Source organism: Marinibium conchae, from assembly GCF_015595035.1.
GTDB lineage: Bacteria > Pseudomonadota > Gammaproteobacteria > Enterobacterales > Alteromonadaceae > Glaciecola.
Window position 1 is genome coordinate 261,583 of record NZ_JADNRN010000001.1, and the last position, 17,077, is coordinate 278,659.

A 17,077-nucleotide genomic window follows, 5' to 3' on the forward strand; every position below is an offset into this window, starting at 1 on the left:
CTTAATTGAGTATTTTGTGACTTACTGGTCGACTTAGCACTACGCAGTGAGCGATAATACAAAAAAGAGCGTATGTCTTTGTGAGAGTAACAAAGCTTTTGTGTGTCTATCAGGCGTGCAGAAATACGATGAATAACGACGGTCAAAGTAAAAAGGTAGAATTAGAATATGTTAATGGTTGTGTCTCCAGCGAAAAATCTAGATTTTGAATCTTCAGTGCCGGTAAGTGACTTCACGCAACCAGCCATGTTGAACGATGCGAAGGAGCTTGTTGAAACATGCAAAACGCTAGCACCAAGTGATCTGGCAAGTTTGATGAAAATTAGCGATAAACTTTCTATATTGAATGCTGAGCGCTTCTCGAGTTTTGAAACGCCTTTTACAACAAAGAATGCTCGCCAAGCTCTTTTTGCTTTCAATGGCGATGTTTACACGGGTATTGATGCACAAAGCCTGTCTGAAGACGACCTAGCGTTTGCTCAAAAACACCTTCGCATTTTGAGCGGCTTGTATGGTTTACTTCGTCCCCTAGATTTGATGCAAGCATACAGATTAGAAATGGGTACCAAACTCGAAAATACCCGCGGGAAGTCGCTTTATGAATTTTGGGGTACTTCCATTACCGATGCACTCAATCAAAGTCTCGATAATGAAGGCAGCGACAAAAAGGTATTGGTAAACCTTGCGAGTAACGAGTATTTCTCGTCGGTGAAAAAGAAGAATTTAAACGCTACGATCATTACCCCACAATTTAAAGATGAGAAAAACGGCAAATATAAAATTATCAGCTTTTATGCCAAAAAAGCCAGGGGCTTGATGGCGCGTTACATCATTCAGAACCGCATTTCGCAGGTTGAGGACTTGAAGTCCTTCAACTTAGGAGCCTACGAATATTGCGACGCTGAAAGCACGGCTACCGACTTTGTTTTCAAAAGAGCTGAAAATGCCTAAGGTTTTGCTCTGACTGAAATGACTAGCTTGTAATTTAGCTAGGGTTACAGTTGATGTAAGTGCTCAAAGGGCGGTGAATGTTAACTCAATTCACGTACAACTCTTCTTGAAACTTCAAGGTCTGTACCTCATTTCCCAAGCGTAATTCAATGTTGAAACGGTAGGTTTCACGATGGTCATGATTCATCACCGCCAGATAATAGATGGCGTCGCCGTCACTCACCTTCTTAAAGTTGAGCTGTTTGCTGTTGCCTAACAGGTTTCTTGCATCTCCGCTTACCGAAACGTTTTGAGCTATCTTTGAGTCCTTGTCTAGTACCGAAATATTGACCAATGCGTTGTATTTGCTTCGTACGATATTATTGGCTTTAGCAATTTCAGGGCTCAGAAATGTGGTGTTTAATACAATATAATGTACATCCCAGTCGCCTAATGTTTTCTTTTGTTCGGCACTGAGTTTTGTGCTGCTGAAACACATCACTAATATCAGCATAACGATAAACGGGGTGTTTGAACTGGGTGTTTTGAATGTCAGGTTCAACATAATATTTTATCCTCTATATCTATATTCCGATATATTGCGACATTAAACTTAGTAAAAACTGAATACCTAAGATTAATACTAAGGGTGAAAAGTCTAAACCACCGATTACTGGTAACACGCGTCTTATCGGGGCTAGCATAGGTTCAGTGAGTTGGTGCAATACATATTGCATAGGATTGCCCTGACTTACGAAACTTAAAATCATGCGCACGATAAGTACGACGAATAAAAGATAGAAAGCTGTTTTAAGTAGGCCAAAAATACTCACAATTGCGACAGATAATAAGTTGGGTATGCCACTACCAAACATGACGCTAAACAATACGAGCTTAATAAATATCACTAAGTAGGCGATCAGGAAAGTGCCAGTATCAAAAGCGCCGATTGAAGGGATCATTCGTCTTACAGGGCCCACAATCGGTTGAGTAGCTTTAACGACAAATTGGCTTAGTGGATTATAAAAATCAGCTCTGGCAAATTGCAACCAAACACGGGCCAACACAATAGTGGCGTATGCGTTAAATAAGAAGTCCAGTAAGTTGTATAGTGCTTGCATGCCTGTTTCCGTATGGTTATTAGTGAAATTTAATCGTTAGTTTTAGCAATTTCTATTGATATCAGAAGTCGTTAGCCATTTCCGTTGCTCTGGTAATAGCGGCTCTCATCGCTTTACTCACGATAGCTTCCAAGTTACTTTCTTGAAAGCTAGATATTGCCTCGTGGGTGGTTCCCCCCTTTGATGTAACTTGGGCACGGAGCTCGCTTAATTCAAGCGTTGGATTGTCACAAATCATCTGAGCACTGCCCAATAAGGCTTGTTGCACAAGTAGACGCGCATCATCTTTGTTGAGTCCTTGCCGAATGACTTCGTCTTGCATTGCTTGAGCAAATAAAAAGAAATAGGCGGGGCTACTTCCAGCAGCGGCAATGACAGTGTTTATTTTCTCATCGCTGTCTACCCATAATATTTCGCCAACATGTTTCATCACCGAGGCAACGAACTCTTTATCCGCATTATTGACTGTTTTTGGCGCATACAAGCCCGTCATTCCCATACTCAAGGCCGATGGCGTGTTTGGCATGGTGCGCACTACGTTGGTGTGGCCACCAAGCATCTCAATAAGGCGATCAGTAGTAATTCCCGCTGCAATTGACACCATTAACTTGCCGCTTATGTCGCAATGTGCGATTAAGTCGGCGCAGGTTTGTGCCATAATCTGTGGCTTCACAGAGAGTATTACTACGTCGGCAAAGTCGCATGCCGCATAATTTGACTGAGTGGTGTTAATACCAAAGTGATGAGAAAGCGCCTCTAGTTTTGGCGTCGATGGGTTGGATGCGCTTATTAAGTTAGCATCATAACCACCTTTCACCAGCCCACTAATGATACTGCGGGGCATATTTCCTGCTCCAATAAAACTCAATCTACGTGCTTGCATACTTCTCCTTATTCGATATTCAACCAGACCCTAGGCCATGAACATGCGTTTGCTTAGTCTCGAGCACCAAATATAGCCGTTCCTACACGCACCATCGTAGAGCCACATGTTATGGCAGAGGCCAGGTCATTGCTCATTCCGATGGATAGGGTATCAAATTCAGGATAGCTTTGCTTAGCAGCCTCAAAAAGAGTTTGCATTTTGCGTAAGCTAGCTATTTGTTCTGAAGGCACTTTTGTCGATTTAGGGATTGCCATCAGCCCACGGACTCTTAGCTTTGATAAGCTCGTTAACTGGGCTAGCATAGGCATCAGGTTTTGCGGTAATATGCCCGTCTTGGTTTCTTCCTCATCAATATTTATTTGTACGCATATGTTGAGGGGGGCAGCGAAAGCCGGTCGTTGATCGTTCAGGCGCTTTGCAATTTTATAACGGTCGACGGAATGCATCCAGTCAAAGTTTTCTGCGACCAATCGGGTCTTGTTTGATTGTAATGGGCCGATAAAATGCCAAATGATATCAGGTAAATGCTTTAACTCGGTTATTTTATCAACACCTTCTTGCACATAGTTTTCACCAAAATTTCGGTGTCCGGCTTCATACGCAAGAACAATATCTGATACGGGTTTAGTTTTACTTACGGCTAACAATTCAATATTGTTCTCGTCACGGCCAGCCTGCTTCGCGCATGCCTTTATTTGGGCTTTGACGGTGTCGATATTGTCGGCGATTTGATTAGTCATTTTGATTCTCACAAGCTAAATTGCAATTTTTCATGCGTTTGCATCAGTACTTATTTTTGGAGTTATACAGTGGATATTAACGAACTTTTAGCCTTTAGCGTAAGCAACAAGGCATCAGATTTACATTTAACCGCCGGTTTACCGCCTATTATTCGTGTTGACGGCGAGATGCGGCGATTAAATGTTGATCCGCTCGACCATAAGCAAGTGCATAATTTGATCTTCAGTATTATGAACGACATGCAACGTAAAGAGTACGAAGAAAACCTCGAATGCGATTTTTCTTTTGAAATTAAAGATCTCTCTCGATTTAGGGTAAATGCTTTCGTTCAAAATCGCGGCGCTGCGGCTGTGTTACGTACAATACCAAGTGAAATATTGACCCTCGACCAACTCGGAGCGCCCGAAATATTTAAAGAAATTATCAATCAGCCTACGGGCATCGTGTTAGTGACAGGGGCCACAGGCTCTGGTAAAAGTACGACGCTTGCAGCAATGGTTGATCACATTAACACTCACAAACGTGAGCACATTTTGACGATTGAAGATCCGATAGAATTCGTGCATCAAAATAAAATGTGCGTAATGAATCAGCGTGAAGTTCATCGTGACACTCACAGCTTTAATAACGCTCTTCGCTCTGCATTGCGCGAAGACCCAGACGTAATTCTTGTTGGTGAGCTTCGTGATTTGGAAACAATTCGATTAGCTATTTCTGCGGCTGAAACTGGCCATCTTGTGTTTGGTACTTTGCACACAAACTCAGCACCAAAAACTATTGATAGAATTATCGATGTATTCCCAGCAGAAGAGAAACAAATGATTCGCTCTATGCTGTCAGAATCTTTGCGCGCTGTCGTATCACAAACTCTTCTGAAGAAAGTAGGCGGCGGACGCGTTGCGGCTCATGAAATTATGGTAGGCATACCGGCGATACGGAATCTCATTCGTGAAGATAAAGTACCGCAAATGTATTCTGTTATTCAAACCGGTCAGCAGCATGGCATGCAGACTATGGACCAGTGTTTACAACGATTGGTCGCAATGGGTGTTATCACTGCAAATGATGCGGCATCTAAGTCAGTAGATAAAGCGCCATCAGTTGGAATGTAAAATATAGGAGCGTAGAAGTATGATGGGTTTACATGAATGTTTACGAGATATGGTTGCGCACGAAGCTTCTGATTTATTTGTGACCGTTGGCATGCCAGTGAGCGCGAAAATAAATGGCAGAATGACACCTCTCACGGCTATGAACCTCACCGAAAGCGAAGCGCTTGAACTGGTTCATGACGCAATGAACGAAAAGCAGAAAATTGCGTTTGCAGAAGAAAAAGAATGTAACTTCGCTATTGCGGTAGATGGTATAGGTCGTTTTCGTTGTTCAGCCTTTTGGCAGCGAGACCAAGCGGGCATGGTTGTTCGTCGAATTGTCACAACCATTCCAGAGGCCGACGACTTAGGTCTTCCAAGCGTGCTCAAAGATATTATTATGTCTAAGAAGGGGCTAGTACTATTTGTAGGCGGAACCGGGACTGGTAAGTCAACATCGCTTGCTGCGCTAATAGGCCATAGGAACAGAAATTCACACGGACATATTCTCACTATAGAAGATCCAATTGAGTTTGTGCATAACCATAATAACTGTGTGGTAACGCAACGTGAAGTAGGCATAGATACACACACATTCGACGACGCCCTAAAGAGCTCACTGCGCCAAGCCCCTGATGTTATTTTAATTGGTGAGATTCGATCAATGGAAACCATGGAATACGCAATGTCGTTTGCTGATACTGGGCATTTATGTGTAGCAACATTGCATGCCAATAATGCTAACCAAGCGATTGAACGTATCATGCATTTGGCCCCAAAAGATCTTCATGAAAAGCTACGTTTTGATTTGAGCCAAAATATTCGCGCTATTGTTGCTCAGCAATTGGTGCCGACTATAGATGGTAAAGGCCGCGTTGCTGCGATTGAAATATTATTAAATTCGCCTTTAATTGCCGACCTCATTCAGCGAAATGAGATTGGAAGCTTGAAGGAAGCCATGATGAAAGGAAAAGAGCAAGGTATGCAAACCTTCGACATGGCACTTTATGACTTGGTGAAAGAGAATCGCATTAGTGAAGAGCAGGCTATGCACAATGCAGATTCTCCTAACGACCTTCGTTTGATGTTCAAACTTGATAGTGAAGAGGGTGCAGGCCTAGGCAGTTTGACCAATGTATCGATAGACATGGGTTAACCTTCCTCTCTAACATCGAGCTTGCCTTCATAAAGTACGGTGACATGATGAAAAATCCCGTTATTAGACGGGATTTTTTTGTAGCCTTATTTTTTCAACACTGCAACATTGCTGGTCGCCATAATAATTGTCTTTGTAATTACAAACTTGAACTTGTTGATTCTTTTTAACTAACAACAAGCGCTGTTGAAGTTCGAATAAAATGCGAGTCATGGTTTTTTCCTTTTCAGTTGTTTTTGTCTTCACCATTAATGTAGTTGCTATGACTGAGTAATTAAAACGATAAAAACCAATTGAATTAATCGCTTTATAAGATTGAAAGAGAGGACCAGTCTCCAAGGCTTAGCATCTTGTGCCTTTTGATGACTAGGACGGTGAATCAGGCAATTTATTTAAAAAATGCTAAGCTTTGTATTATTCATAGTAAGAAGGAGATAAGCCAATATGGTGCATTTTTATTATCACCCTGACCGATTCCAAGTTTATCAAGTTAAAAGCCTTCTTGATGCTGCTGGGGTGCCTTGCTTCATTAAAAATGAGTTTATACAAGGTGCCATGGGAGAGGTGTCTCCATTGGATTGCGAACCTGAGCTATGGCTCAATGACGCGGAATGGCAAATAAAGGCGACACAAGTCCTTGAAAGCTTCAAGGCGGAGCAACAAGCGCTTAGTCAGGGTGACAAAAATGATTGGGCATGTCGCAGTTGTGGCGAAATAAATGAATATCAGTTTGCTCTTTGTTGGCAATGCCAGAGTGTAAGAGTCTAGCTGCTCATTTGGCTTGCAGCGATATGAAGATATCGTCAGCAATTTTCGGTGAGTCTTTGTCTGCACCACCAAAAGTCCATAGCGATGCTTCTTCAGCAATATCACGGTAATGCCCCTCACCAGCAATATCCCACGTGCTAATATAAATATCGACATTGGCCCAGTCATCGATACCCAATTCATCTCCAGCGTAATGGAAGCTGATTGATGCAGCGGATTTATCCACGGTAATGTTGGCTGCTGTACCAAGGTTATTTCCTCTTCGGGTCGGTGAGGCGTTCTTACTACTGAACATGTAGTTACCCCAACCAAAAGCGACATGCCCAATATCCCATCCATGCATCTCAGCTTGGTCTGTCGCTGACGAGGAGCGAGGCATCGAGGCGTTTATAAGAGGAAGTGCTCTCTTGCGGTGCTTCAAAGTGCTAGCTTTCTTTTTATTGTCTCTTATAAAAATGCTGAAGCTGACATTATCAAAGCCATTTGCTGGCGCCCAATTATCGCTGACCTCATGCATGAAAAGACTCAGTTCCAACTTGTTGCCAGAAGCTCTTGCTAGCACTTTGCGTATATCGCGTTGTTGTCCAGACGCCGCATGCTGAAGGTCAAGGTAACGCATTTTCGGGCCAAGAGTATCGCCTTTTGGATCGTCTTGGCGTTGCACTATGGCCGCTTTATTCATTACGGCTGTGTAGGAAATAGTATCAACAATACGGCGGTGAGTTACATCAAATATACTGAGACTATGACGTTCCGTCCCTAAGTTTTCAACCGGCAACTCGAACTCCCATTCCCCTCGAGTATTAGTATTTATATATGTTCTGTTGTCCCAATCGTTATCGATAATTAGTGCAAAACGTCCATCTGCTAAGTTACTTGATCCAGAGAGTAAGCTGCTGGTTGTAAATGTTTTCTCGTCGTATTTATCGAGTCCTTTTAGGGTGAGTAGCTGGGGATGTTTACGCGCTCTTATATGGCTTGCAGCATCAGCTTGCTTTTGTTCAAATATGACTATGGCGCGTGGCCCGAGCAAAGCTTGAATTTGACCTTTTTGTTCGCTTTGAACGTCGAGGTGATACTCAATTTCTTGTTCCTCACGCGAAGAATACACAGGTTCTAGTTCAGTGCCGGCAGACAGATCTAAGTCGATAGCTGGTGTAAATAGGCTTTTCGATGATGTGTTCATCAATACGATCAAAGCACTTTCTTCGTGAATCATTTTGTAGGCCATCAAACCAGTGCCCTTATCTGAGCCTTTGAGTGCTTTAAAGCTGCCATGAGTCAAAGCTTTGTATTTTTTGCGTAAGCCTTGCAGGTTTTTAATAAGCTGATAAAAGTCGGCTGTTTCATCGAAGTGCGAATGGGTAGACAAATAACCGCCGGCGAACATGCTTTGTCTAGTTTCTCGAAGTTGCTGTTCTGTTCCTTGATAAATAACCGGTATGCCAGGAAGCGTGAATAAAACTACCAGAGCTTGGTGAAGTGCTTGTGAATTAGCGCCAGCTAAAAAGCGCGGAGTATCATGATTATCTAAAAAGGTCGGAATTAGCCTTGGGTCTGGGAAGACGCTCATATGTTGCTCAATACGATAAAGTAACTCCGAGGTAGCAACTCCCTGAGCAAACACGCGTCCCAAATCTTTATACAAGGGAAAGTTGATCACTGAGTTAAGCTCTGGCTTTTGCTCGCTGCCCAAGAAGCGTGAAATCGCAATTTCGCCGTCGTTTTGCTTGGCTTCTGAGAATCGAAAAACTTCACCAAAAGCTAAAAAGTCCTTCTTGCCTTTTGCCGCGGCGCTAGCAAAAATACCATCATCATCATGTAAAAAGCGATGCCAGAATTCATGCTCAACATACTTTACTGTATCGATTCGAAAGGCATCTACACCGACCTCTTCAATCCAATATCGATAGCTTGCTTTTAGCTCTGCGATAACTATCTCATTGGATGTGTTCAAGTCGGCCAGACCGCCCAACTGGTAACGATGTTCTTGGTCTTGCTGATCGTAATTTTGGATCTCTGGCGTCCAATGATAAATTGCTGCCTGAGCATGTTCTTCGTTGTACAAATCTATTTTGTTAAACGGAGCTTGAGTAGGCGCGTCATAGAACTCAGTCGCGTTACCATCTTGCACGTTACGGCTATATGGAGAAAAGAATGTAGATAGTTCATTTGTATCGATTTTCTGAGCATCTAAGGTTGCATTCAGCTCAAAGTGTTGTTTGGGATTGTTAGCGTTATATTTACCATTTGGGTAGGAGAAAAATATGCCCGTATGGTTGGCTACAATATCTTGAATGAGCAACATTCCTCTTTTGTGTAGCTCGTCAGCCAGTTCTTTATAGTCATTCAAGCTGCCAAAATGGGGATCAAGCTCTTTAAAGTTTTTCGCCCAATAGCCATGGTAGCCACCATAGTTTGTGCTAGGGCTAAACCACTGATTTAGCACTGGCGGCGTTATCCATACCGCAGTAAAGCCCATTCCCTGTATGTAGTCGAGCTTATCTATTAAACCTTTTATATCGCCACCATTAAAATGGCTTTCTTTACTTGGGTTATACTCATTTAAGCCAAAATCATTGTTGCTTTTGTCGCCATCATTGAAGCGGTCAATCATCACAAAGTAGATGGATTGATCACCCCAATCTACTCTTTCTTCAGTATCAGCAGCGAAGGCTGTAGGTGTCATGGCAATGAATGCAAAAGCCAATAAAGCAATGAGAATCACGGGGAAGGGTTTGTTAATTGATTTCAATAGTTACTAATCCATGTTTCATAAATAAGGCAGGCAGAGACACTATCGACTTTGTCTTTACTCAGCTTCTTAAAACCACCGAGTTCGAATAAGCGCGCTTTGGCATCTACTGTGCTAAGGCGCTCATCGTGGCTAAAAACAGGAAGACCATAACGACCATGTAAACGCTTGGCGAATTTTTTTGCTCGTTGTGTAATTTCTTGTTCGCTCCCGTCCATATTAAGAGGTAAACCAACGAGCAAGTTGCTCGGTTTCCATTCATCAATTAGGGTAGCAATATCTGCCCAATTTGGAATGCCATCTTGTGCTTTTAACGCAGGCAATGGCGATGCAGTGCCAGTAATACTCTGACCGATGGCCACACCAATACTTTTTGTCCCATAATCGAATGCGATGGTAGTGTTATTGTTCATGGAAACTCATTGTGCAAAGCAATTTACTAAGCATGACCGGCGTCTTGGGTGAGTTGCCACACATCAACGCCTAGCTTATTGACCGCGCTTTGCCATTTAGAGTGAATCGGAGTGTCGAACAGCAGCTCATCGTCGGCTTCGACTACAAGCCAAGTGTTATCCTGTATTTCGGCTTCTAACTGACCCGCTTCCCAGCCTGCATAACCCAAAGCAACCAAAGACTTTTTAGGGCCTAAATCATTACCAATAACAGTGAGAATGTCTTTCGATGTAGTCACCATTAAACTCGGTGTTACGGCGAGACTTGAGCTCCACCCCTGCTGAGTTTGATGCAGTATAAAACCCCTATCTTGATGAACTGGGCCACCGCACAAGACAATTTGTTCACTTTTATTGTCATCAACAATGGCGTGCTCGTCGGCTTGACTAATCAGCTCGCGAAACGTCATGGTTGAGGGCTGGTTTATGATGATTCCCATCGCACCCTTTGCAGAGTGCTCACAAAGATAGATAACAGAGCGCTGAAAAAAGCGGTCGTCCATTGACGGCATCGCAATTAACAAGTGGTTTTCAAGGCTACTCAAACTTTTCATTTCAACTAACAGTTCCTTATTTTATGCGTTTCTCAATTGCGTCAAATAGCTTTCCGCAAATATTAATATTATATGCAGCCTCTATCTCTTTTACGCAGGTCGGACTCGTAATATTAATTTCGGTTACTTTATCACCAATCACATCTAGTCCGACAAAAAGAAGGCCTTTTTCGCTCATGTTTGCCGCAATTTTATTGGCAACCTCAAAATCACTAGCACTCAGGGCTTGCGGCCTTCCTGTGCCCCCGGCTGCCAAATTGCCACGTGTCTCGTTCTTTGCTGGTAAGCGCGCTAGTGCATAGGGAATAACTTCACCGTCTACAATTAAAATACGTTTGTCACCTTCAGATATTTCGGGCATGTACTCCTGGAACATTGCGTAACGCGTGCCCAGTGCTGTTAGTGTTTCGATAACGACGCCCAGATTATTGCCATCCTCCTTAATCTTGAATATGGAGGTGCCACCCATGCCGTCTAAGGGTTTGCAGATAATGGTTTTGTGCTTTTCATGGAAGGCTCGGATAAGCTTGGCATTACTGGTAACAAGAGTGTCAGGGATTAACTCTGGAAACCAAGAGGTAAATAGCTTCTCATTAAAATCGCGAAGTGCTTGCGCCTTATTCACTACGACACAGCCACGCTCTTCGGCCAATTCAAACATTTGAGTTGAGAATAAAAACTCACTATCGAACGGGGGATCTTTACGCATCAGTAAGCTATGTAAATCACCCAGGCAGATGTCTTCTTCTGCACTAAAAGTAAACCATGATTCAGGGTTATCTTTTACATTGAGCAATTTAGCCGTAGCGCGAGGCTCTCCGTTGTTGATGTATAGGTCACCCATTTCCATGTAGTATATTTCATATCCACGCTTTTGAGCCTCGAGCAACATCGCAAAGCTAGTGTCTTTTTTTATATTAATGGCCTCGATAGGGTCCATTACTATGCCAAGTTTTATCGTCATATTATTTGCTCAACTATTATGTGGTGCATGGGCTCTATAAATTAGTGGGTACAAAGTGCTAAATATCAAGCTACAAATCGCCAAATATGGCCTGAATAATTGCAATGCTGGCAAGTGCTGCAGTTTCTGTTCTAAGTACTCGCGGGCCTAAATTTGCGCTCTGGAACCCTGTTTGTTCACAGGTGTATATTTCTTGCTCGGATAAACCACCCTCAGGACCAATGAGTAAGCGAAAGCCATGCTGATTGCGCTTCAATGATGAAAGGTAGGTAGTCGCACTGGGTGATAGTATTATTTTAGCTTGTTCGGTGCTTTGACCAATCCAAGACGACAAGTTAATCGGCTCGTGCAATGTGGGTATCACATTTCGACCAGACTGTTCACAAGCTGAGATAACTATTTTTTGCCATTGCTCATGTTTCTTTGCCCAGCGTTCTTCTGATAATTTTACGCTGCATCTTTCCGTTATTACCGGAGTAATTTCACTCACTCCTAATTCAACCGATTTTTGCAAGGCAAAATCCATCCTATCGCCTTTTGACACACCTTGGGCTAAGTGAATCTGAAGCGGTGATTCGCTTCTGATTGATAATTGAGTGTTCACCAGCGCTATGGTTTGTTTCTTGTTGGTAACCAGAATTTCAGCACTGTACTCATTGCCATCGCCATTAAATAGCACAACAGGGTCACCTTGCTTTAAGCGCAATACTGTGGATACATAATGAGCAAGCTGTTTGTTGAATTCAATTTCTGAATCTACGTAAAGAGGGGTATTGGTGTAAAATCTAGAGATACGCATGCGCTGTTTTGTGGTTGTTCATGATTGCGTTCATATTAGCACAAAACTCGACACATATAGTCGAGCGAATAAGGCTCGACAATATTGTTTAGGAGACATATCTTCGAAGCAAAGTGCGCTTTTTGGAAAAGCTAACTCAACTGTTGGTTCGAGTCAGCATTATCTGGATTGTTGTGCGTCGCATTTTGATAAGCATTCGCTTGATGCTTTTTGCCACGAGCATGATGACTGTTTTTGCCCTTTGACTCGCTCATTGAGAATGCAAAAAGAGCAACCACGGTAACTAAGATAAAAATAAAAAGATAAATTTCCATTGCCAATTCCTATGACTCGTTAACATTTATTTGCGTAAGTTGACGATTACCATCCTTGGAAAGCTAATCATACTGCGCGATTTATGTGAGCGGTTTCATTTCAAAACCGTAAGTCACATACTTGCACACTGCTTTTAAAGTGCCGTATGAAATCTGACCAGTTACAAAGTGTTGCTAATTCTATTCAAAATGAATTAAATTTCAACTAGTTTTGTGTAAAGTTTATGCAAAACTGCCATGTTATTGTGTTTCATTGCAATAAAAAGGAAGGAGATAAATAGCTATTATTTAGGCTTAGTAATTGTTTTTAATGAAATAAGTGCTATTTTACTCTCTGTTTGACGTATTTTCGTTCAAGCTTACAACAATAAAAAATACATAGGATTTGTACCATGTTTGATTTCACTCAAGAAGATTTAACAAAATACCTCGACGATTTTATTATCCCATTTGCAATTAACCTTGTGATGGCGTTAGTTATTTATGTGGTTGGTAAATTTGTCGTAAAGATACTTGTCTCTACCTTTAAAAAGGTGATGGCGAAGTCTAAGTATGACGAAATGCTTGTGTCGTTCTTAGGTAATATTCTTAATGCCCTGTTAATGATCTTCGTTATCATTGCGGCCTTAGGTCAATTAGGTGTCGATACCACGTCATTCGCGGCAATTATTGCGGCAGCTGGTTTGGCAATCGGTTTGTCTTTGCAAGGCTCATTACAGAATTTTGCGGCAGGCGTAATGTTACTTGTTTTCCGTCCATTCAAGAAAGGTGACTTTATTGATGCTGGTGGTGTAGCTGGGTCGGTTGTTAGCATCGGTGTTTTCTCAACAATTATGAGCACACCGGACAACAAAGAAATTATCGTTCCAAACGGTAATATCTATGGCGGTAATATCACCAATTTCTCTGCTAAAGATACGCGTCGAGTAGACATGAAGTTTGGTATTGGCTACGGCGACGATTTATTGAAGGCGAAAAAGGTACTAGAAGAAATGGTTGGCGCAGACGACCGCATTCTTGCAGAGCCTGCTCCTACAGTAGCAGTTGCTGAGCTAGGCGATAGCAGCGTTAACTTCGTGGTTCGCCCATGGGTTAATTCTGGTGATTACTGGGGTGTTATGTTTGACTTCACCGAAGCCGTTAAATTACGTTTCGACCAAGAAGGCATTTCAATTCCGTTTCCACAAATGGACGTTCACGTTCAAAAACAAGACTAGAAAAGTACTTGTTTGACAAAAAACCGAGTCGATGCTTTGCATTGGCTCGGTTTTTTATTTGCTTGTTGATAACAGAGCGCGCATTCTATCCTGAACAACCTCAACCAGAAGGTCAGGTTGGAACTTTGATATAAAGCGGTCACAACCAACTTTTTCTACCATTGCTTCATTGAAGCTACCACTTAAAGAAGTGTTTAGGGCTATGTACAAAGACGTCATTCTTGGGTCGTCTCTCACTTCTGCGGTTAAGCGATAGCCGTCCATTTCAGGCATTTCTGCGTCGGTGAACATCATCAACAAATGTTCAGACACCTTAATACCTTCGTCGGCCCAAGCTTGTAATTTCTTCAGTGCAAGTAGGCCATTTTTTTCTTCGATGATATCTAAACCTAGTTGCGAAAGTGTTTGCTTGATCTGCCAGCGAGCGGTTGAAGAGTCATCCACGATGAGTATTTTTCTGCCCTCTAGATGGGTTTTGATTTCTTCATCCAATACTTCTTCGGATATTGACGTATCGTATTCCACTATTTCTGAAAGTACTTTTTCTACATCTATTATTTCAACGAGCTCACTTTTACCATCTCCATCATATCGTGTGATGGCAGTGAGGTAATTATTTTTTCCAACACTGCTGGGAGGGGGCTGTATGTCACTCCAACTGGTATTGACGATATTCATGATTTGGCCAATAAGAAAACCCTGAACGCTTCTATTGTACTCAGTAATGATGACGTTTTCGGGAACATAGTCAGGGTTATTAGCGCTTAGGTGTATGGCGGTTCTGAGGTCGATTATAGGAATGGATCTTCCACGATAGTCAGTTACGCCAGATATATGGTAGTGCGATCCAGGCATTTTGTTCATTTTAGGAACAGTAATTACCTCACGGACTTTGAATACATTAAGTGCAAAAGTGTGTCGTGAGCCCAACTTAAAAAGAAGCAGTTCTAGGCGGTTTTCTCCTACCAATTGTGTTCGTTGGTCGATAGACGACATTAGTTTTGACATGCATATACTCAACTATGCATGGCGGAAACAAGTACGCTCGTAAATCACAGCTACTGATCCCACCACGCTATTAAAATAGACTTACTCCTTTAACGGCCGTAATCGCTAGCACTTTACACTAAGCTTCGCAATCTGGACGCTCAGGAGCAGCGTTATAGTATTTCATCGCCGAAGTCATCTTGCTTTCTAGGTCTTCTATACGTGTTTGTGGGCTGGGGTGAGTCGAGAAAAACTCTGGTTGAGATTGGCCACCACTTGCTTTACTCATGTTTTTCCAAAGTTGGACTGACTCTCTAGGATCGAAACCAGCTTTAGCCATTAATTCCACACCGATTTCATCGGCTTCACTTTCATGTGTTCGACTGAAAGGAAGTGCGACCGCATATTGTGTTGTTAGCCCCAAACCAGACATAATTAAACCACTACTTTGAACTTCATTAGCCTGCAGTACTTGGTTAACGATTTGTGTACCTGTGCCAATAAGGGCATTTTGTGAAACACGTTCATTGCCGTGCTGAGCGATAACATGACCCACCTCATGGCCCATCACAGCAGCCACTTGATGCTGATTGGTCGCTACTTCCAGTAAACCTGTATAGACGCCTATTTTGCCCCCGGGAAGTGCAAAGGCATTTAACTGCGTGTCGTCGAAAACGACGACTTCCCATTGACCATCAAAAACCTCTGTTGGAACGTGTTTGATAATGCTGTCGGCAATGCATTGAACGTAGCTATTTTGCACAGGCTTATTGCTGATTTTTATATTGGACTTCATACCAGAGAAAGCCTGCACACCCATTTCACTGAGTTGTGACTCTGGGAACAGCAGAAGTTGATTTCTGCCTGTTGGTGACGTTGTGCATGCCACTAATGCTATCGAGGCAAGGCTAAATGAGAGTGCCTTTAGTGCGCTGAATTTCATTGTATTCTCCTTATAAAAAAATACCCCCTGAGAAGGAGGTATTTATTTCGTTGACTTAAATTGAGTCCTTCTGAGGTATTATAGCCCAGCTGCTTCTTTTAGGTCATTGGCTTTGTCGGTTTTTTCCCATGGGAACTCATCGCGCCCGAAATGACCATAAGCAGCAGTTGCTTTGTAGATAGGGCGCTCAAGGTCAAGCATGGTGATTAGACCATAAGGGCGAAGGTCAAAATGCTCTCTTACTAATGCTGTAAGAACTTCGTCAGATACTTTACCAGTACCAAAGGTTTCAACACTAATTGAAGTCGGCTCGGCCACGCCGATAGCATATGACACTTGGATTTCGCAACGGTCTGCAAGACCTGCCGCCACAATATTTTTAGCAACATATCTGCCAGCATAAGCTGCTGAGCGATCAACCTTCGACGGATCTTTTCCTGAGAACGCGCCGCCGCCATGTCGAGCCATACCACCATAGGTATCAACGATTATTTTTCGGCCTGTTAAGCCGCAGTCACCCATCGGGCCTCCGATAACGAAGCGACCTGTTGGGTTGATATGAAATTGTGTTTTGTTGGTAAGCCATTGCTCTGGAAGCACGGGCTTAATAATTTCTTCCATCACCGCTTCACGCAGCACTTCGTTACTGACTGAATCGCAGTGTTGAGTTGACAGTACAACTGCATCAATACCCACAGGCTTGTTGTCTTCATAAACGAAGGTAACTTGTGACTTGGCATCAGGGCGCAACCAGCTTAATTTGCCACTTTTTCTCATTTCGGCTTGTTTGTGCACTAGGCGGTGAGCGTAGGTTACCGGTGCAGGCATAAGTACGTCGGTTTCATTGCTGGCATAACCAAACATGAGGCCTTGATCGCCAGCACCTTGCTCTTCGGGTGATGAGCGATCAACACCTTGGTTTATATCGTTAGACTGTTTACCAATAGCGTTTAGCACGGCACATGAATCGGCATCAAAGCCCATGTCAGAATGGGTGTAACCAATTTCTTTTACGGTTTTGCGAGTTAACTCTTCAATATCAACCCATGCTTTGGTGTTGATTTCGCCGCCAACTAATACCATGCCTGTTTTGACAAAGGTTTCGCATGCTACTCGGGCTTTCGGATCGATTTCTAATATTGCATCAAGTACCGCATCAGAAATTTGATCGGCGATTTTGTCTGGGTGTCCTTCCGACACTGACTCAGACGTAAATAAGTGACTTGCCATAAATTGTCCTATGGTTGTTTGTTATGTCTATCGTTAATTTATCATTAGTTGAAATAAGGAAGGCGTTCTCGGGCTAACAAACACGCTTTGCGCCTTCCTGGCCGCTCTCTAATGGCATCCTTGCCATTAGAAGGTTTGCAAGCCCGAGAACGCCTTCCTTATTCCAGCT

General features: G+C 42.8%; 18 protein-coding genes. 5 read left to right on the forward strand and 13 right to left on the reverse strand.

The window, feature by feature from the left end:
- Nucleotides 1–168: 168 nt before the first annotated feature.
- Nucleotides 169–951, forward strand: a complete 783-nt coding sequence (gene yaaA, locus ISG33_RS01080; RefSeq protein WP_195731732.1) for a peroxide stress protein YaaA — start codon at nt 169–171, stop codon at nt 949–951.
- An 85-nt stretch (nt 952–1,036) separates the two neighbouring features.
- Here the strand turns inward: yaaA and ISG33_RS01085 are convergent, their stop codons facing one another.
- The 4 genes from ISG33_RS01085 to ISG33_RS01100 all read right to left on the reverse strand — a co-directional run bounded on the left by ISG33_RS01085 (nt 1,037) and on the right by ISG33_RS01100 (nt 3,677).
- The gene (locus tag ISG33_RS01085) at nt 1,037–1,495 is read right to left on the reverse strand and encodes a DUF4426 domain-containing protein (protein ID WP_195731733.1); all 459 of its coding nucleotides are present in this window, start codon (nt 1,493–1,495) and stop codon (nt 1,037–1,039) included.
- A 19-nt stretch (nt 1,496–1,514) separates the two neighbouring features.
- Nucleotides 1,515–2,051: a YggT family protein gene (locus ISG33_RS01090; RefSeq protein WP_195731734.1), complete on the reverse strand. Its 537-nt coding sequence runs from the start codon at nt 2,049–2,051 to the stop codon at nt 1,515–1,517.
- Between the two features lie 61 nt (nt 2,052–2,112).
- Nucleotides 2,113–2,934, reverse strand: a complete 822-nt coding sequence (gene proC, locus ISG33_RS01095) for a pyrroline-5-carboxylate reductase (RefSeq protein ID WP_195731735.1) — start codon at nt 2,932–2,934, stop codon at nt 2,113–2,115.
- A 53-nt stretch (nt 2,935–2,987) separates the two neighbouring features.
- Nucleotides 2,988–3,677 carry a YggS family pyridoxal phosphate-dependent enzyme gene (locus ISG33_RS01100; protein ID WP_195731736.1) on the reverse strand — a complete coding sequence of 230 codons (690 nt, stop codon included), beginning with the start codon at nt 3,675–3,677 and terminating at the stop codon, nt 2,988–2,990.
- 69 nt (nt 3,678–3,746) lie between these two features.
- Here ISG33_RS01100 and ISG33_RS01105 point away from each other — a divergent pair, with 69 nt between their 5' ends.
- The 3 genes from ISG33_RS01105 (at nt 3,747) to ISG33_RS01115 (ending at nt 6,693) form a co-directional block, all read left to right on the forward strand.
- Nucleotides 3,747–4,790, forward strand: a complete 1,044-nt coding sequence (locus ISG33_RS01105) for a type IV pilus twitching motility protein PilT (RefSeq protein ID WP_195731737.1) — start codon at nt 3,747–3,749, stop codon at nt 4,788–4,790.
- A 22-nt stretch (nt 4,791–4,812) separates the two neighbouring features.
- On the forward strand, nt 4,813–5,925 hold the full coding sequence (locus tag ISG33_RS01110) for a PilT/PilU family type 4a pilus ATPase (RefSeq protein ID WP_195732961.1): 1,113 nt from the start codon (nt 4,813–4,815) through the stop codon (nt 5,923–5,925).
- A gap of 444 nt (nt 5,926–6,369) precedes the next feature.
- Nucleotides 6,370–6,693, forward strand: coding sequence for a putative signal transducing protein (locus tag ISG33_RS01115; RefSeq protein WP_195731738.1), 324 nt, complete (start codon nt 6,370–6,372; stop codon nt 6,691–6,693).
- Nucleotides 6,694–6,697: 4 nt separating this feature from the next.
- On the opposite strand, the gene ISG33_RS01120 is transcribed toward ISG33_RS01115, so the two are convergent.
- The 6 genes from ISG33_RS01120 to ISG33_RS01145 form a co-directional block, all read right to left on the reverse strand.
- Nucleotides 6,698–9,448, reverse strand: coding sequence for an alpha-amylase family glycosyl hydrolase (locus ISG33_RS01120; RefSeq protein WP_195731739.1), 2,751 nt, complete (start codon nt 9,446–9,448; stop codon nt 6,698–6,700).
- Nucleotides 9,445–9,861, reverse strand: coding sequence for a Holliday junction resolvase RuvX (gene ruvX / locus ISG33_RS01125; RefSeq protein ID WP_195731740.1), 417 nt, complete (start codon nt 9,859–9,861; stop codon nt 9,445–9,447). Before ruvX ends, ISG33_RS01120 begins: the two co-directional genes overlap by 4 nt.
- A 26-nt stretch (nt 9,862–9,887) precedes the next feature.
- The gene (locus tag ISG33_RS01130) at nt 9,888–10,454 is read right to left on the reverse strand and encodes a YqgE/AlgH family protein (protein ID WP_195731741.1); all 567 of its coding nucleotides are present in this window, start codon (nt 10,452–10,454) and stop codon (nt 9,888–9,890) included.
- Between the two features lie 16 nt (nt 10,455–10,470).
- Nucleotides 10,471–11,418 (reverse strand): glutathione synthase, encoded by a 948-nt coding sequence (gene gshB / locus ISG33_RS01135; RefSeq protein ID WP_195731742.1) that lies wholly within the window; start codon nt 11,416–11,418, stop codon nt 10,471–10,473.
- Nucleotides 11,419–11,488: 70 nt separating this feature from the next.
- The gene (locus tag ISG33_RS01140) at nt 11,489–12,217 is read right to left on the reverse strand and encodes a 16S rRNA (uracil(1498)-N(3))-methyltransferase (protein WP_195731743.1); all 729 of its coding nucleotides are present in this window, start codon (nt 12,215–12,217) and stop codon (nt 11,489–11,491) included.
- A 131-nt stretch (nt 12,218–12,348) separates the two neighbouring features.
- Nucleotides 12,349–12,531 carry a hypothetical protein gene (locus tag ISG33_RS01145; RefSeq protein WP_195731744.1) on the reverse strand — a complete coding sequence of 61 codons (183 nt, stop codon included), beginning with the start codon at nt 12,529–12,531 and terminating at the stop codon, nt 12,349–12,351.
- Nucleotides 12,532–12,923: 392 nt separating this feature from the next.
- Between ISG33_RS01145 and ISG33_RS01150 the strand changes: the two genes are divergently transcribed.
- The gene (locus ISG33_RS01150) at nt 12,924–13,748 is read left to right on the forward strand and encodes a mechanosensitive ion channel family protein (RefSeq protein WP_195731745.1); all 825 of its coding nucleotides are present in this window, start codon (nt 12,924–12,926) and stop codon (nt 13,746–13,748) included.
- A 54-nt stretch (nt 13,749–13,802) separates the two neighbouring features.
- Here ISG33_RS01150 and ISG33_RS01155 read toward each other — a convergent pair whose 3' ends face one another.
- From ISG33_RS01155 to metK, 3 genes are all read right to left on the reverse strand, one after another.
- Complete coding sequence (locus ISG33_RS01155) at nt 13,803–14,756, reverse strand: chemotaxis protein CheV (protein WP_195731746.1); 954 nt, start codon at nt 14,754–14,756, stop codon at nt 13,803–13,805.
- A 118-nt stretch (nt 14,757–14,874) separates the two neighbouring features.
- Entirely contained in the window at nt 14,875–15,678 is an 804-nt protein-coding gene (locus tag ISG33_RS01160; RefSeq protein WP_195731747.1) for a M48 family metallopeptidase, read from the reverse strand.
- A gap of 78 nt (nt 15,679–15,756) precedes the next feature.
- On the reverse strand, nt 15,757–16,908 hold the full coding sequence (gene metK, locus ISG33_RS01165; RefSeq protein ID WP_195731748.1) for a methionine adenosyltransferase: 1,152 nt from the start codon (nt 16,906–16,908) through the stop codon (nt 15,757–15,759).
- Nucleotides 16,909–17,077 lie beyond the last annotated feature (169 nt).

Coding starts and splice junctions, on each gene's coding strand:
- yaaA (WP_195731732.1), top strand. CDS start 169: ATGTTAATGGTTGTGTCTCCAGCGAAAAATCTAGATTTTGAATCTTCA.
- ISG33_RS01085 (WP_195731733.1), bottom strand. CDS start 1,495: ATGTTGAACCTGACATTCAAAACACCCAGTTCAAACACCCCGTTTATC.
- ISG33_RS01090 (WP_195731734.1), bottom strand. CDS start 2,051: ATGCAAGCACTATACAACTTACTGGACTTCTTATTTAACGCATACGCC.
- proC (WP_195731735.1), bottom strand. CDS start 2,934: ATGCAAGCACGTAGATTGAGTTTTATTGGAGCAGGAAATATGCCCCGC.
- ISG33_RS01100 (WP_195731736.1), bottom strand. CDS start 3,677: ATGACTAATCAAATCGCCGACAATATCGACACCGTCAAAGCCCAAATA.
- ISG33_RS01110 (WP_195732961.1), top strand. CDS start 4,813: ATGGGTTTACATGAATGTTTACGAGATATGGTTGCGCACGAAGCTTCT.
- ISG33_RS01115 (WP_195731738.1), top strand. CDS start 6,370: ATGGTGCATTTTTATTATCACCCTGACCGATTCCAAGTTTATCAAGTT.
- ruvX (WP_195731740.1), bottom strand. CDS start 9,861: ATGAACAATAACACTACCATCGCATTCGATTATGGGACAAAAAGTATT.
- ISG33_RS01130 (WP_195731741.1), bottom strand. CDS start 10,454: ATGAAAAGTTTGAGTAGCCTTGAAAACCACTTGTTAATTGCGATGCCG.
- gshB (WP_195731742.1), bottom strand. CDS start 11,418: ATGACGATAAAACTTGGCATAGTAATGGACCCTATCGAGGCCATTAAT.
- ISG33_RS01140 (WP_195731743.1), bottom strand. CDS start 12,217: ATGCGTATCTCTAGATTTTACACCAATACCCCTCTTTACGTAGATTCA.
- ISG33_RS01145 (WP_195731744.1), bottom strand. CDS start 12,531: ATGGAAATTTATCTTTTTATTTTTATCTTAGTTACCGTGGTTGCTCTT.
- ISG33_RS01150 (WP_195731745.1), top strand. CDS start 12,924: ATGTTTGATTTCACTCAAGAAGATTTAACAAAATACCTCGACGATTTT.
- ISG33_RS01155 (WP_195731746.1), bottom strand. CDS start 14,756: ATGTCAAAACTAATGTCGTCTATCGACCAACGAACACAATTGGTAGGA.
- ISG33_RS01160 (WP_195731747.1), bottom strand. CDS start 15,678: ATGAAATTCAGCGCACTAAAGGCACTCTCATTTAGCCTTGCCTCGATA.
- metK (WP_195731748.1), bottom strand. CDS start 16,908: ATGGCAAGTCACTTATTTACGTCTGAGTCAGTGTCGGAAGGACACCCA.